General features: G+C 45.5%; 17 protein-coding genes. 8 read left to right on the top strand and 9 right to left on the bottom strand.

Going from position 1 to position 15,306, the window contains the following annotated elements; all coding sequences use genetic code 11:
• The first annotated feature begins 283 nt into the window (after positions 1-283).
• The gene (locus P0M28_RS21290; protein ID WP_302204950.1) at positions 284-1,399 is read left to right on the top strand and encodes a DUF1573 domain-containing protein; all 1,116 of its coding nucleotides are present in this window, start codon (positions 284-286) and stop codon (positions 1,397-1,399) included.
• 38 nt (positions 1,400-1,437) lie between these two features.
• Here P0M28_RS21290 and P0M28_RS21285 read toward each other — a convergent pair whose 3' ends face one another.
• The 5 genes from P0M28_RS21285 to P0M28_RS21265 all read right to left on the bottom strand — a co-directional run bounded on the left by P0M28_RS21285 (position 1,438) and on the right by P0M28_RS21265 (position 7,845).
• Positions 1,438-2,739, bottom strand: a complete 1,302-nt coding sequence (locus tag P0M28_RS21285) for an ADP-ribosylglycohydrolase family protein (protein WP_302204948.1) — start codon at positions 2,737-2,739, stop codon at positions 1,438-1,440.
• Between the two features lie 6 nt (positions 2,740-2,745).
• Positions 2,746-3,780 carry a phosphotransferase gene (locus P0M28_RS21280; RefSeq protein WP_302204946.1) on the bottom strand — a complete coding sequence of 345 codons (1,035 nt, stop codon included), beginning with the start codon at positions 3,778-3,780 and terminating at the stop codon, positions 2,746-2,748.
• 145 nt (positions 3,781-3,925) lie between these two features.
• On the bottom strand, positions 3,926-4,684 hold the full coding sequence (locus P0M28_RS21275; RefSeq protein ID WP_302204945.1) for a YceI family protein: 759 nt from the start codon (positions 4,682-4,684) through the stop codon (positions 3,926-3,928).
• 125 nt (positions 4,685-4,809) lie between these two features.
• Positions 4,810-6,756 carry a sialate O-acetylesterase gene (locus P0M28_RS21270; RefSeq protein ID WP_302204944.1) on the bottom strand — a complete coding sequence of 649 codons (1,947 nt, stop codon included), beginning with the start codon at positions 6,754-6,756 and terminating at the stop codon, positions 4,810-4,812.
• A 159-nt stretch (positions 6,757-6,915) separates the two neighbouring features.
• Complete coding sequence (locus P0M28_RS21265) at positions 6,916-7,845, bottom strand: hydrogen peroxide-inducible genes activator (protein ID WP_302204943.1); 930 nt, start codon at positions 7,843-7,845, stop codon at positions 6,916-6,918.
• A gap of 153 nt (positions 7,846-7,998) precedes the next feature.
• Here P0M28_RS21265 and P0M28_RS21260 point away from each other — a divergent pair, with 153 nt between their 5' ends.
• Positions 7,999-8,460, top strand: a complete 462-nt coding sequence (locus tag P0M28_RS21260) for an ankyrin repeat domain-containing protein (RefSeq protein WP_302204942.1) — start codon at positions 7,999-8,001, stop codon at positions 8,458-8,460.
• Positions 8,461-8,470: 10 nt separating this feature from the next.
• Here the strand turns inward: P0M28_RS21260 and P0M28_RS21255 are convergent, their stop codons facing one another.
• Together P0M28_RS21255 and P0M28_RS21250 are read right to left on the bottom strand one after the other, a co-directional pair.
• The gene (locus tag P0M28_RS21255) at positions 8,471-9,175 is read right to left on the bottom strand and encodes a TapB family protein (RefSeq protein WP_302204941.1); all 705 of its coding nucleotides are present in this window, start codon (positions 9,173-9,175) and stop codon (positions 8,471-8,473) included.
• A 46-nt stretch (positions 9,176-9,221) separates the two neighbouring features.
• Positions 9,222-10,145 (bottom strand): 1-aminocyclopropane-1-carboxylate deaminase/D-cysteine desulfhydrase, encoded by a 924-nt coding sequence (locus P0M28_RS21250; RefSeq protein ID WP_302204939.1) that lies wholly within the window; start codon positions 10,143-10,145, stop codon positions 9,222-9,224.
• Positions 10,146-10,208: 63 nt separating this feature from the next.
• Here P0M28_RS21250 and P0M28_RS21245 point away from each other — a divergent pair, with 63 nt between their 5' ends.
• Positions 10,209-11,231 (top strand): RluA family pseudouridine synthase, encoded by a 1,023-nt coding sequence (locus tag P0M28_RS21245; protein ID WP_302204938.1) that lies wholly within the window; start codon positions 10,209-10,211, stop codon positions 11,229-11,231.
• Between the two features lie 26 nt (positions 11,232-11,257).
• On the opposite strand, the gene P0M28_RS21240 is transcribed toward P0M28_RS21245, so the two are convergent.
• Both P0M28_RS21240 and P0M28_RS21235 read right to left on the bottom strand, forming a co-directional pair.
• Positions 11,258-11,575 carry a DUF6169 family protein gene (locus tag P0M28_RS21240; protein WP_302204937.1) on the bottom strand — a complete coding sequence of 106 codons (318 nt, stop codon included), beginning with the start codon at positions 11,573-11,575 and terminating at the stop codon, positions 11,258-11,260.
• Between the two features lie 156 nt (positions 11,576-11,731).
• Positions 11,732-11,890: a hypothetical protein gene (locus P0M28_RS21235; protein WP_302204935.1), complete on the bottom strand. Its 159-nt coding sequence runs from the start codon at positions 11,888-11,890 to the stop codon at positions 11,732-11,734.
• 112 nt (positions 11,891-12,002) lie between these two features.
• Here P0M28_RS21235 and P0M28_RS21230 point away from each other — a divergent pair, with 112 nt between their 5' ends.
• The 5 genes from P0M28_RS21230 (at position 12,003) to P0M28_RS21210 (ending at position 15,270) form a co-directional block, all read left to right on the top strand.
• Positions 12,003-12,206, top strand: coding sequence for a hypothetical protein (locus tag P0M28_RS21230; protein WP_302204934.1), 204 nt, complete (start codon positions 12,003-12,005; stop codon positions 12,204-12,206).
• The gene (locus P0M28_RS21225) at positions 12,203-13,177 is read left to right on the top strand and encodes a hypothetical protein (protein WP_302204932.1); all 975 of its coding nucleotides are present in this window, start codon (positions 12,203-12,205) and stop codon (positions 13,175-13,177) included. The genes P0M28_RS21230 and P0M28_RS21225 overlap by 4 nt, the downstream gene beginning before the upstream one ends.
• A gap of 179 nt (positions 13,178-13,356) precedes the next feature.
• Complete coding sequence (locus tag P0M28_RS21220; protein WP_302204930.1) at positions 13,357-13,917, top strand: cysteine hydrolase family protein; 561 nt, start codon at positions 13,357-13,359, stop codon at positions 13,915-13,917.
• Positions 13,914-14,321 carry a hypothetical protein gene (locus P0M28_RS21215; RefSeq protein WP_302204929.1) on the top strand — a complete coding sequence of 136 codons (408 nt, stop codon included), beginning with the start codon at positions 13,914-13,916 and terminating at the stop codon, positions 14,319-14,321. The genes P0M28_RS21220 and P0M28_RS21215 overlap by 4 nt, the downstream gene beginning before the upstream one ends.
• A 235-nt stretch (positions 14,322-14,556) precedes the next feature.
• The gene (locus P0M28_RS21210) at positions 14,557-15,270 is read left to right on the top strand and encodes a hypothetical protein (protein WP_302204928.1); all 714 of its coding nucleotides are present in this window, start codon (positions 14,557-14,559) and stop codon (positions 15,268-15,270) included.
• Positions 15,271-15,306 lie beyond the last annotated feature (36 nt).

The following is a 15,306-nucleotide window of genomic DNA, read 5'->3' as shown; positions in this document are numbered from 1 at the left end:
ATCATTGCGAACGGAACGTAGTGTAGTGAAGCAATCTAACACTTCGTAAGACTGCCTTGCTTCATTTCATTTCGCTCGCAGTGACGTTCAATTGTTCTGTTTTACTGCAAAATAAGGTAAAATATTACGCATAACCGAAAAAAGGAACTACCCCTGAACTTTTACATCTAAATTCGTTTTGCGAAAATAGATGATTGATAGAAATTGATCGTTGTACGAAAAGTAAATAGTGCATAAAGCAGTTACATATCGATCTAAAAGATTATAAAATCAAACTCGAACCATGAAAAAGCAATTGTCGTTTGTATTTACCTTCTTGCTAGCCGTGAGTATGGCCGTATCCACGGTGGCCATCGCCCAAAGTCCGGTATTAACCTTTGAAACCACTGATCATGATTTTGGTACGGTGAAAGAAGAAGGTGGGCCTATTTCGCATGAGTTTGTGTTCACCAATACCGGGAAAGCTCCGGTCATTGTCAGTAACGTGAAAGCATCTTGCGGTTGCACCACGCCGAGCTGGACGAAAGAACCCGTAGCTCCTGGTAAAAAAGGAACCATTGTCGCGCAGTATAATCCAAAAAATCGTCCGGGTGCGTTTCGTAAATCCATTACGGTTACCTCCAATGCTGAGCCTAGTACTAGTGTTCTTTACATTAAAGGTAACGTAAATCCTAAGCCTAAAACTCCACAAGACGACTACCCTACCGCAATGGGTAATCTGCGGGTAAAGTACCGTTCGTTCAATATGGGTAAAGTGCTGACCAATGAGCCAGTAGAGAAAACGTTTGACGTGTTTAACGATGGCGACCAACCCGTGACTTTTGCTACCAACGTGGTTACGCCCGGTCACGTCTCGGTGGATATTCAACCCCAGACATTGCAGCCTAAGCAGAAAGGAGCTATTAAAGTAACTTACAATGCTACCGATGCGGTAGACCGCAAGCGATTAGGTTTCTCTACTGATCGCATCCGTTTGTTTACCGATGAAGGCGAAGACAGTTTAAAAGAGTTTACGGTGATGGCTACCGTAGAAGAATATTTTGAACCACTGACTGAAGAGCAGCTAGAGAAAGCCCCTAAGTTGGCTTTTGCTGCCAAAAAACACGATTTTGGCACTATTTCGCAGGATAATAAAGTAACTACTGATTTCACATTCACCAATACCGGAAAGAGCGATTTGAATATTCGGGCGACCAAGGCTAACTGCGGTTGCACCGTTTCTAATCCGGACAAAGACACCCTGGCCCCTGGTGAAAGCAGTAAAATCAGCGTTACGTTTAACCCGCGCGGACGGCGGGGCAAGCAGAATAAAGTAATTACTGTATTCTCCAACGATCCTTCAGCACCCACCCAGCAGGTGAGTATTACCGCCAATGTGGATGCTCCCGCGGGTCAATAAATTTAGTGTAAGAACATCATTAATGATGTTCTTACAGATCATCGTGATAATATTCTATCCGTCAGTTGGCTAGCCAATTCTTCCAAATTTACATCCAGTACCGTATCGTTTACGGATAATACTGAATTCACCATTTCTTCTGGCAATTGGTCCGCGCCGTAGTAAGCACCCAGAATAGCTCCGGTCACGGCAGCGGTAGTATCGTTGTCCCGACCAAAATTTACAACGAAGGCCATTGATTGGGTAAAGTCAAAATCACAAAACAGTAAGGCAGTTAGGTTTACCAGAAAAATTTCGCCGGCGTGGAAGGGCATATCCTGGTTTTTAGCATCCAACAGCGCAAACGCTCGCTGCATCTGCCAGAAGGTGAGCGTATCTAAGGTTGAATTGGTGGGCATCTCAATACTAATTTCTTCGCCCTCCGGCAGTGTTTGTTTTGCCTGACGAACAATGCGGCGAGCGTCTTTCAGCAAGCGATAAGCGGTTCGCCCCACCAAACGACTTTTAAAGTAGCCGTGGGGATCCACATCGCGTAGTGTATTAATGACCGATTCGGAAGTGGCTTGGGGCTGTATGGCCGCTGCTACCATAGCGCCCACTAACCCGCTAATATCACGGGCGAAGCCCAGATCAAACACCGCCAGTTTGTAGGTTTCCAGATAAGCTCGTTTAGGCTGAGCGGGATAAAATGCACCAATACTGGGCGCGTACAGCATTCCGGCGCAAGTCATTTCGCCCCCGTAAAATCGGCTGAGAGCAAAGGAGTACTCATCTAAATTACCTTCAGCGTAGGGTTTGGCCACTCTGGCCCACTCTTGCAACCAAGCCACACGACGAACATTGATTTCAAAAGGTTCGGGATCAAAACCATCGGTTTGTTTTAGTTGATGAATTTCCTGTTCGTACTTTTTCACAATAAACCCAGCAAAATCTTTAGCACTAAGTTCTTTAGATTGGGTTAGTAAAAATTCAGTCAGTAGTTTTTTCCAGCGGGTATCATCGGTGGTGCCCCCAGCCGGTAGGTTATAATCCCAGGTGCCCTCGGCAGAAGGTTCGCGCACCATTGTATCAAGCTTTTCTACAAAACCGTAATCAGTCACAATATCCTCCCGCAGCCACATCTCGGTAGGCGCGCCCATTGCGTCGCCAATAGCCGAGCCGACCAGCATACCTAGTACTTTGTCATAGAGTTCATCATGAGAAAGCTTCACCGAGATTGTATCCTTTTTAATCATTAATGAATCGTCTGCCGGAGTTTCGGGAGCTGGCTGTTCGAAAGGAGGGTTACAGCTCCAAACCCATATCATCACTACTACGAAAATGAAAATCCCGCTCCTCATATTTTCTTAGTATTGCTGTATCCAATCTGATGCTTTTGTTAGCAAGTCTCGTTTTTCTTCTAACGAAAGCGATAGTGGCAACTGAGCTAAACCAATAATTCTTCGTAGAACTTCTACTCCGCTGTAGGCGTGTTGTAACAATTCGTCGTAACCTTCTGGCTGTTGGTATTCATTCATAACCTGCTGAATAATTTCTGGCGCAGTTTCGGCCATCATCAAATGAGCAACCATTACTCCAATATCAAACTCAGGGTCGCCCAAGAAGGCAAATTCAGGATCAATAATAGCAATATCAGAAGCAGTTTTTAGCCAACTACCGGGGTAGTAATCACCGTGCAACAACGTGTTTCCGGTAGCCAAGTACCGCTCACCCAAGCGAGTGATTTTAGCTTTCAGCTCTTCGTTCCGCTTATATTTCAGTGATATTTCTTGCAACCCGGGCTGCACATCATCCAGATTAAAACCGTTTTCTTCCAGAAAAGGATAATTGAAAATATGCTCATGATTTAGCTCCTTCATCGCCCGATTATCTGGAAAATTCACGGAAGCTGTATCGGCGCGAATTTGGTGTAGCTGGGAAATAAAAGAAACTAGTGTGCTGACTTCTTCGGTAGTAATTTCCCGCTTTTTTTGGTAGAGATAGGTGAAATCGCTGCCGTCACCCAGATCTTCCAGAGCCAAAATAAACTGGGCTGAGTCAAATCCAATTAGCTTGGGCGTAGCTTCTTTCAACTCGCGGTGAGCGGAAATCAATTCGTAAAAAGAAGTTTCTACCTCAACTCGGTTCATAGGTGCGGCTACCTGCGGATATTTCTGTACCCACGGACGAGGCTGCTTCACGATAAATCGCTGACGGTCAGTGACAACCCGCAGTACTACATTCATGTTCCCCTCCCCTGGCTTTTCCAACGACACTATTTTTTCATCCGCATGTATCCACTGCTTCTGGCGTAAACAATATTCCAGTTCGGTTCTATTTTCCGCTGACAGGTACAGTATCTCTGGAAATTGCTGCCGAAATTTCTCTTGAAGTTCGTCCATACCCAAAGCTACCAAGATTTATAGAAGTGGGAAAGATTAGTAAGGCTAATTGTCTGGTCGGCAACGTTCTCTGAAGAAGTTTAGAGCATTAAAAAAAGGGACCCTGATGAGGCTCCCTTTCCTTTTTAACTTCTTGATGAAGTAATTACTTAGCCATTGCAGTAGGCTCTCCTTCTGAAGCAGTAATATCAAATCCTACGTTTACGGTATCGTAGATTAGCTCATCTTTAGCCCGAGCTTCGTAGCCATTTTCTTCGCGGAAGTTTACACCCCACTTGGTACGATCAATATTAAACTTTGCATTAGCAGTTACCTGACCATCGGTTACGCTTACTTTAGCCGGAAAAGTGACACTTAGCGAAGTACCCCGCATGGTTAAATTACCAGTGATAGAATGAGTAGGATCAGCCAGACTATATTCGTCTACCTCTTCTTCATTCACCACTAACTTCATTTTATCGTCGCCATCATTAGCAGCCATTTCACCCGAGTAAGATTCTACACCGGTAATCTCAAAAGTAGCAGTTGGATATTCTTCCACACTAAAAAAGTCGCCCGACTTAAGATGATTGGTCAGTTTATCTTTATACTCACCTTCTAAGTCTTCTACATTAATGTCGTTCATATTCAGGGTAAAGCTTCCACCCACTACATCGCCGTTAAGAACCGAGATAGCTCCATCTTCAATGCCGATAGTTCCGTTATGGCGACCAGTCGGTTTAAAGCCAACCCAATCTACTTGACTTTGATCAGTATTTACTGAATAGTCAGTAGCAGCAGAGCTTACCTCTTCTACTTCCTGCGCTTCGCTTACTTCGGCTTCAGTTCCGCCGGGCTTCTGTTGACAACTAAAGAGTAATGCACCTAGAAATAATGACAAAATGGAAATGCGAGTCATGTTCATAATTGTTAAGGGTTTGTCCCGGAAAAGCTCCGGGGTTGACAGTAAAAAGAACAATAAGTCACTATAACGAATAGTACCAGATTTTGTTTATTGTAACTACAATATTTATGGGTGGTAACAATTTCCTAACTTTCAATCTCTAGCACTTCCCAGTCATCCGTACGAAAAGGAGAAGCCGGTAAGCCTTCCGAGTTGTACAGATTCACGTCAGGATTACTGCGCCAACCGTAGCGCACTGCCACCGGGCGAGCTACTTCCGAGGCTTTCACCGAAATTTCAGTATCGCTGATGATTGTAGCTTGGGCAGGGTAAAACCGCCGATCTTCTCCGGCTACTTCAAACCCTCGTAGTTTTTCATCCGGCATTTTAAAGATTCCTTCTCCTACCTCCTCAAACGTAAGAATAACGGAATCATCGGCTACTCGCATAGATTCGTAGATGGGCCCGGAGTAAACATTTTCTTCTCCGTAGGCTACTTTTCGGGCTGCTAATGCTAATCGGTAGCCAACATCCTGCTTATTGCGAGGATGAATATCGATAGAGTCGCCAACATCAATGGTAACCGCCATACCAGTATTGGGTAAGCTTAGCGTCATTAACTGAGCTTCGCGCAGTCGGGGCCAGTTTTCGGGATGAGAACCCGGAGCACTGAAACTAGCTAGTTGCACAAACAGAAACGGGAAATCGCCAATACTCCACTGTGCGCGCCAATCGTCAATTAGCAAAGGAAATAAGGTTTGGTACTGCTGGGCTCGCCCCGCATTACTTTCGCCCTGGTACCAGATTACTCCTTTTAGTGGGTACGGCAGTAGCGGATTAATCATGGCGTTATATAGCAGCGTAGGCTCCTGCGGATACGGTGATACGTTCGGGAAGTCTCCTTCCTGGTTCTGATCGTACTTCCAATCGCCCACTATGTTCACGGATAGCTGCTGACCATCACGCGCTAGGTACATTTTGTCGGCGGGGCCGGAAAAGCCTCCGCCTCCTCCCGTATCGAGCACGCGCACCGTAATCGTATTTTCGCCGCCTTTCACTAGCTCAGGCGGAATTTCGTAGGTGCGTAGCACATTGTACCCTTCCGTTTCACCCACCTTTTGTCCGTTTATCCAAGTAATGTCGGCATCGTCAATTGCCCCTAGGTGCAAGGTAAGCGGTTGATTTTCGTACGATTGGGGTAGTGTGAATGTTTTCTGAAACCATACGTAGCCATTGTAGCCAGCTAAAGGCGGGTTGGCATCTTCCCACAGCGTAGGTAATTCCATGACTGACCAGTCTTGATCTTCTAACGGAACGGTGACATCCGGTAGGCGAGCATCAGCTTGGGCGATGACTTGTTCTTTCAGCTTTTGCTTCTCAGAGAAGCTCAAATCACCTGATTCATCGACACGAAGAGCGTCAAGCAGGGCAGAAAAATCTTCCATCTGCCGTACCGAGGTTTCACTTACCCAGGCTTCCGCCGTTGTACCTCCCCAAGATGAGTGCAGTAAGCCAACAGGAACATCTTGCTCCTGCCGAATTTCTCGCCCAAAGAAATAGGCTACTGCCGAGAAGTTAGCCACAGTTTCCGGTGAGCACTCCTGCCAGCTACCGCTATCCAGTTGGTTTAAAGGTTCGAGGCTGGTATTACGATACACCGTGAATAAGCGAATATTGGGGTAGTTAGCATTGGCTATTTCTTCTTCGTAATTGTCCACCTCAGCACTCAAGGGCCACTCCATGTTAGACTGACCCGAAGCCAGCCAAACATCGCCCACCATCACATTTTCCAGCACAATTTCTTCTTCGCCTCGAATAATAAGTTGAAAAGGCCCACCGGCTTCCATTGCCGCTAGGTTCACTTGCCAACTGCTATCCTGGCTCACCTCCGTTCGTTCAACCTGGCCGTTTATTTCTACCTCCACCGCTCCACCCGGGTTGGCCCTACCCCACACTGGCATAGCAATGTCGCGCTGTAGTACAGCATTATTAGTAAAAAGTTGGTGAGGTTCTATTTGCGTAGCAGTTGGTGACTGACAATGCATCAGAACGACAGAAGCCAGCCCGAGAATAAAAGTGTTTCTAATTTTCATAGACAGTGGATAGTAATTGACTGTTGATAGGGAGAAATGGATAATGAATAATGAGTGTACGACAAAACAGTTCTTTCAAAATCTTTGGTAGTTCAAAGTTATTCGGTTTGTAGCAATACGCAAGTAGAGATAAACTGGTGTTTCTCTTTCGGCACTTTACTACTTCCAAGGAATTACTTTTCCACGTTCTTCATTGAGCAGTTCAGGCGGTATGCTTTCCTGAATCTCTTGCTTGGTAATGCGGATCAATTTCTCCCGCGGGAACCGCTTGTGATACGTTAAACTAATTTCTCGTAGCGGTTGAATGTTTCTGAACTCTCGAATATTCTCGCGCTGTTCCGCCGAGAGTTCTCTCACCGCCAGTTCGGGTAAGAGCGTGAACCCGTAGTGCTGATCCACCATTTTCTTCAATGTTTCTAAGCTTCCACTTAAAAAATTGATTTGCTGATGCGATTGAGCAAAATTTCCACAGATTTTTTCTACCTGATCGCGAAAGCAGTGCCCCTCCTTCAGCAACCAAATATGGTTCATGTCGAGCTGCTGCAAAGCGATGGAAGATTTAGGGTAAGGATGCCCTTCCGGTAGGTAGATCAGAAATTTTTCGTAGAACAGCGGAGTATGTACCAAATCTGGCTCCCGGCGATTAGCTACCCACACGCCGATATCTAACTGTTCTTGATGCAGTTTTTCTACGAGCTGTTCTGATACCAGTTCTTCAATCTCGAAATCTATTTTCGGATATTTTTTGGCCAACTTGGGTAATAAACGAGGTAACAAATACGGGCTAAGCGTAGGGATCATGCCCATTCGTAGCCTTCCGGCTATTTCGTCGGTATGCTGGTGAACCACCTCCCGAATTTTCTGAAGACTGGCTAAGGTACTATGGGCTTCGGCTATCACTTGAGCTCCTATGCTAGTGGGCGAAACTGGTTTCTTGTTTCGGTCAAACAGCACAATTCCCAGCTCATCTTCCAGCTTTCTTATCTGCATACTAAGCGTCGGCTGAGTCACAAAACAATGAGCGGCAGCTCGAGCAAAATTCCGATGAGCATCCAGTGCAACGATATATTCTAATTGCGTAAGCGTCATATAGAGAAAAACTATTGATTCATCAATATAATCAATTTGATTTATGATTTTATATTCGGTAGTATTGTTTGATCCGCTACCATGCGGTGAATTCTCTACAAACTATTTATTATGAAGGAGCTCCCATAGCTCCTTTTTTCATATATTTCTGGCATGGACTATTTTGAAGCAATTCGTTTAGGAGAAATTACCGAAGTAAAACGGCATTTATCTGAAACACCGGCCCTCATAGAGAAGCGAGACCCACGGGGATTTCCACCGCTAATTTTGGCCAGTTACAACGAACAGTTGAAAATGACTGAGCATCTACTGGATGCCGGAGCGGACATTAATGTGCAGGATGCGGCGGGAAATACCGCACTGATGGGGGTTTGTTTTAAAGGGTACCCTCGGGTGGCTCAATTGCTGATTGAACGCGGAGCCGACGTAAATCGACAGAATACTAACGGAGCCACTGCTCTTATTTACACCGCCACCTTCGGACAGCGAAAGATTGCCGAATTGCTACTAAAACACGGGGCCGATAAAAGTATCAAAGATCAGCGAGGTAATACCGCCCTCGACCATGCCCGAATGCAGAACGCCCCCGGAATGGTTGAGTTGTTAGCAGATTAAGGTCTTGGTCTTATTCTAACTTGGTTAGCAGCGTATACGACTCTAAGTTTCCTTTTTGGTCGTAGCTCTCCGATTTTACCATTCCTACATTGCGAGCAAACCAGTTTACGCCCGGGTACGACATAGTACGTCCCCCACCCATCACTTTCATATTTACATTCGTAGTGTAGGTGATTTTATAGCAATCGAACGTACCGGCGGGAGTGGCAATCTCTTCTTGGGCAACTACCTTGCGGTCGGTAATCACCACTTCGCTCGACATCATACTGATTCCGCCACTACCCATTTTTATTGTTGTCTTACTATCGGGTAGCACTTGCCCTACCGACATATCAGACGGCAGTGAAATATAGTCTGTCTCAATTTCTGTGTTCATACCTTCCATTGACTTCAACTGATCCATCGACTGTATCATTTGATTCATATCAACTTTTACCCCGTTTCCCTCACAAATTACCAGAAACGAACCGTCGGTGATTAATTTGTCTTTCTTATCAAACAGCTTGGTGCTAACGGTCGCCTCCAGTGTGCTTCCGTTTTCGTTAGTATCGGTCACCACATTTTCTTGGCGAGCGGTTGTTTTATCTTTTTTATCGTAGTAAGTAAGATGAAAGGTGGAGCCGGGTTCCATTCGGTAGAAGTTGTCATCACATTTCTGGGCAAACGCTCCACTAAAAACGAACAGGCTGAGCAGGCTAAGTACAAAATTTTTCATGAGTTGTGCTTTTGAATTAATACAAACCGTTAGCTTCTGGTAAACACTAACCTTCTAAAATACATAATTTTTTGTTAGGGTACCGCTCATTGAACCCAGTAATGCCTTGCAGTCCGCCAGTATGAATCACCAACAGACGAGTACCCTCCCTAAAGTATTGCTGCTGGATTAGATCATAAAGTCCGTAGAACAGCTTCCCGTTGTAGACCGGATCTAGCGGAATAGGATGCTTCTGATAAAAGTGATTGATAAAGGTAATCAATTCGGCATTCGCCTTCGCATAGCCCCCAAAATGGTAATCAGTAACTAGCTGATAATTAGTGTATGATTGATTATTGAAGTTCGTCGTAAGCTGATTGATCTCATCGTACAGAAAATTTCCACCCTTAAGTGCCGGAAAGCCAAGCACCTGTTTTTGTCCGGCTAACTGTACTAATAATCCAGCCAGCGTTCCTCCGGTGCCCACGCTACTGCAAATGAAATCATACTCTAGCGGCGTTGGTAATATCTCCGAACAACCTTTAATCGCCAACCCGTTCGTACCACCTTCCGGAAGCCGATAAAATGAGCCAAACTTCTGTTGAAGTTGCTCCGTAAACAGATCACTTTCTTTGTTCCGATACGCTTCCCGACTCACAAAGTGCAATTGCATTCCGTAGGCTTCAGCAAACCGTAAAGTAGGGTTTAGCGTTTTCGGACGTTCGCCCCGAATAATACCAATAGTATCAAAATCGTACAATTTTCCGGCCGCCGCCGTAGCGTAAATATGATTGGAGTAAGCCCCGCCAAAAGTCAATAGCGTACTTTTACCTTCAGCTCGGGCTTGTTGCAGATTATACTTTAGTTTGTACCACTTATTGCCTGAAAGATCAGGATACATTTTGTCTAACCGAAGTACCGAGACTGCTACCCGGGCTTGGTTCAACCGAGCGTTGTCCAGTTGCTGAATAATCGGTGAAGCGTTACGCATTTTTATTGGGCGCATAAGATCGCTTAAAATGCATAAATTTGTTGCCGAAAGAAAGCTACCACTATGAGTTTTGATGATACCGAAGAGTCGGAAGAATTGTTTGAGCACCACCGCCTGGTTGCCTCGCCCAACCAGGAGCTTGTCCGGATTGATAAGTACCTTATTACGTTTTTACCTAACGTTACTCGCTCGAAGGTGCAAGCAGCCATTAGGGAAGGCTACGTACTAGTGAATGAGCAGTCGGTTAAGCCTAATTATAAGGTTCGCCCCGACGATGAAATTGTGGTTTCACTACCCACCCCACCCCGTGATACCGAGGTGCTTCCCGAAAATATTCCGCTAAACATTGTGTTCGAGGATGACTATCTACTGGTAGTTAACAAACCCGCCGGAATGGTGGTGCATCCGGCCTATCAAAACTGGTCGGGTACGCTAGTAAATGCTTTGGTCTACCACTTTCAGCAACTGCCCCACATGCAGGGCAACGAAGGGCGTCCCGGATTGATACACCGCATTGATAAAGATACTTCGGGCTTACTGGTGATCGCCAAAACGGAGCCAGCCATGAGCGGATTAGCCAAGCAATTTTTTCATCATACCATTGAGCGTACCTATCTGGCTCTGGTTTGGGGCGAGCCGGAAGAACCGCAGGGTACTATTGATGTGCATTTGGGAAGAAGCCCCAAAGACCGACGAGTAACGGTGGCGTTCCCAAAGGGAGATGTGGGGCGAAATGCCATTACTCATTATAAAGTGCTTCAATCGCTGCGCTACGTTTCACTGCTACAGTGCCAACTAGAAACCGGTCGCACCCACCAGATTCGGGCCCATATGAAGTATCTAGGCCACCCACTGTTTAACGATGCGCTGTACGGCGGAAGCGAGATTCGCAAAGGCACGAAATTTACCAAGTACAAACAGTTTGTGGAGAATTGCTTTAAGCTACTACCTCGCCAAGCTCTGCACGCCAAATCCCTCGGCTTTGAACACCCCGTTACCAAAGAGCAGCTATTTTTTGACTCAGAATTACCGGAAGATTTCCAGGCGGTTCTAGCGAAGTGGGAGCATTATGTGCAGTATAATTGAAAGGGATTATGAGCAGCAAAACATCGTTACTTATACTGCTTTAGTAGCTCAATAAACTCCTTAAAAGCACGTATTACTTTCCGATAATACGGGTTATCTTCTCTGATAAGCAACAAGTGACTAAGCTGAATATCTTCAACACTGATCGTTGCCTGATGCATAGCAATTTCTTGCACTACACCCGATGTCTGATACCATCGGTTAAATAGCAACTTACGGCCTTGCTGCTTATGGTCTAAACTCTCTAAAGTAGCAATGAGTACCCCGGAGGGGTTTTTCTCAAAAAATTGGTTAATCACTGAAAGAATAGTCGCTTTGACCCTAGGGTCATACAGATGCTTCATTTCTGTAGTTTGCTGCTGAAAGAACGAAAACCCAAGTACCTGAACTTTCTGATAAACCTCAGTTTCCAGCAAGTACTCAGAACAATCTTGAAAAGTGATTACATAAGTAGTGTTGAAAGAGGTAGTAAAAAGATAGCCGTTCTCGCAGAAACGAGCTTATAAAGGTTTAACAAGGGAAAACTCTTCTTTAGATAATTCAGACAGTGTTCCGCCCTGTTGAAAGTGCTGGCGCATTTTCATCTTACGAGCAAGCATCTTCTGATACCGCTCATTAGCTTTATTGGGAGATATAGCCTTTTTGTCTTTTACTTCCATTACTAGGCGATTGAATCAATAAAGGAACGTATAAATATAGTGAAATAACTCCTCTTATTGGGGTGCATTTCATAATGTCGTATGAAGATAGTACCTTAAAAAGTAAAGAGCTATGACGAAAGAAGAATACCTAGACTTAGCAGCTTCCCGGTGGGACGCTCTTGAGTCGTTGCAAGACGAGAGGACTTTTTATGATTACGAAAAGAAATTTGATACCCTCTGGGTTGAGTTAGGCCGCCAAGTGCTAGAAAAAACCGTAGGGGTCTCTTCTACTGACCGACGGATTAAAAAAAAGTCCAAAGTCGCTACGGAATGATAGCAGTGAGTAAAGCCCATCGGTTCAGTCAGTACCTTTCAGGGAAAGTTACCCCCTACCTGACCGAACTGTTGGTATATGTAGGGCAAGATCATTGTTATGCGTCAGGTGCTCGGCTCATAGAGAAACTACTTCATGTGCCCAGTAATGCGACCCAGATCTATCGCCTGGTTCATCATTATGGGCAATCGGCCGCCACTTTATTAGCGGAAGAGACACCTGCGAAAGCAGTAAGCTCCTCAGAAGTGGTCTATGTAGAGATTGACGGCGGGATGTTATTAACCCGGGAACAAAGTTGGCAGGAAGCCAAGATTGGTCGGGTGTTTTGCGAATCGGATTGCTATAAGGAGCAGCCCGAACGGGGCTGGATCAAGCATTCTGAGTATGTGGCTCACCTGGGGCACCATCGGGCGTTTGAAGCCAAGATGGCCGTATTGACCGATAAGTATGAGGCGTTAGCTGAGCGTATGGTCGTGGTGAGTGATGGGGCACCCTGGATCAAAAATTGGGTGGATGCTGCCTATCCGCGAGCGACCCAAATCTTAGATTTTTATCATGTCAAAGAGCACTTAGCTCAGTTTGCACACCTCTATTTCAGTAACGCTCAGCAAAGCAAAGCTTGGCTGGCGCAAGTGAGTGAACAACTACTACAGCAGGGGGGAAGGCAAGTAGTGGCTACCATTGGGGCTTTAAAGACCACCACCCAAGCAGTAGGAAAGGCCAAAGCCAAACTGCTACGTTATTGTCAAAACAACACGTACCGGATGGACTATCCCTACTATGTTAGCCGAGGCTGGATGATCGGATCAGGAGCCATAGAAGCAGCCCAACGTACGGTAGCCCAGCAACGCTTAAAGTTATCAGGCCAACGGTGGGGCCGGAAGGGAGCACAGCGGGTACTTGATTTGAGGGCACTCAATATGAGCGACCGATGGCATCAACTGCAAGATGTTATACGAAACGCTGCGTAACGTCATTTTGAAATGCACCCTCTTATTGTTATACTGAGTACTATAACGTTTGATTAAGTAATTTGACTGTAATGTCGTCGCTTCAGTATTAAAACGATAAATAGCCATATCCGTTGTTGATTTCGTAGGTAAGAACAACCTATTTTGCTAATTCCTATTTGTGACCTTTACCACAAAACATGAAACCATCTGTACTACTGCTTATTGATGTTCAGCAAGGGCTGGACGATCCGTACTGGGGAAAGCGCAATAATCCGCAGGCGGAACAGCGCATGGCGGAACTACTTGATGCTTGGCGAAAAATCAATTGGCCAATTATTCACGTGAAGCATCATTCTACTAACCCTAACTCTCCGCTTCGTCCCGAACTGCCCGGCAACCAGTTTAAACCTGAAGTGCAGCCCTTGCCCGATGAGCAAATCTTTACAAAGACAGTAAATAGTGCATTCATCGGAACCGATCTGGAAGATTACTTACGGGAACAGGGATTGAACCACCTGGTAGTAGTCGGGCTGACCACCGACCACTGCGTTTCTACCAGCGTCAGGATGGCAGGAAACTTAGGTTTTAACGTTAAGCTAGTAGCTGATGCCACCGCAACCTTTGAGCGTAGGGGAATAAACGGCGAACTGATTACGGCGGAGGAGATGCACCAAATCCATTTGGCCAGTTTGCATGAGGAATTCTGCACCGTGGTGAATGCTCACGATGTACTAACCGCTTTGCCGAAAATCTCATGAATATTCCGGTATTAATCGCGGCCATCATTGCTTCTATGGCTTTTTTGGCTCATACCGTTGCGGGAAACCAAGAAGCACTAAGCATCAACCCGAAGAAATTAAGTTCAGAACCAACCGACGAACTTCAGAGAAACTGGATACAATCGATGTGCGCCTTTCAAATGGTAACTATTGACTTACTACTGCTTTCGGTCGTTTTGTTTCTCATTGCCCTTACTGATCTCATCTCTTTTGAAAAAACGCTGACTCTCTCATTGAGCCTACTATTTTTGCTCTGGGGAGTAGCTTGGCTACTTCAGCTTTTGTTTCTTACCCGAAAGAAGAAAAATTATCTCCTGCTAAGCCAATGGGTATTTTGGCTGGTGTGCGCCGTGCTACTCTACTTCGGTGCTCAAGTAATGTAGCTTAGCCTACTGCATATTGACACTCACTTATCGGACACTTCTCTTTTTTGCCGGAAAACTACCTCGTACTTACACACTGATTATCAATACCTTAACAGATATTTTTACTCTTTTACCCTTCTTTTCTTTCCGCCCACCATTAACCTCTCCCCTTCCTTCGGCATAGTATAGTGAACGTCGGCTACTAACCGATATTACTAATCACTGAACTTAACGAACTTTAAAATCCATAACCATGAAAACTTTATCTCTTTCAAACTTGACTAAAACCTTTGCGGTAGCTTTAGTAGCTGCTTTCACCGCTTGCACTGAGGCGAATGACCCGGTACCCACCACTCCGAATACTTCAGGCATCCCTACTGACGCTGGAACCCCAACCACCCCGTTCACACCTACTACTCCCGCTCAACCTGATAACAATAGCACACTGGTGGGCCGAATGGCGTCGGGCGAGAGCACGTTCGATTACACCGAATTCATCGGCGGTGGCGAAACACAGGCTGATGAAAATGGTAAGTATCCAATTGTACTTGGTTACGCTGACCAAACGGCTATGGCCGACGGAGAGCTTAGTTGGTTTGACCAAGGCAGTTCGGCGATCTTTATTTACAACGCCAATCAACCCGGAACCATCGTACCGGGCACCTACGAGTACAATTCTTATTCCGGTATGATTGCCCCTTTCTACATCGCTTACTTTGCCGTTAACAACACTGGCTACCGATTGACCGAAGGTTCCATTCAAGTAGATGCTACTGAAGAAAACGGCATCTATCTCATCACTGTGAAGGGTGATATGGTACAAATTGATGAGAACTACGAAATTGTATCGGAAGAAATACCAGTAGAGGCTCAGTTTCTTAGTCCTGCTCAGGTAGAAGTAAGCAGCAGTGCGAGTGCCCGAGTAGATTCTAACCCGGTTCAAGGTCAAATGCCTACCATCCAGTAGCTTAATTTACTATCTCTTCCCCTCAAGCTCTGGCTC

This window comes from Tunicatimonas pelagia, from assembly GCF_030506325.1.
GTDB classification, from domain to species: Bacteria; Bacteroidota; Bacteroidia; order Cytophagales; family Cyclobacteriaceae; genus Tunicatimonas; species Tunicatimonas pelagia.
This window is presented reverse-complemented; position numbering and strand designations above follow the sequence as displayed.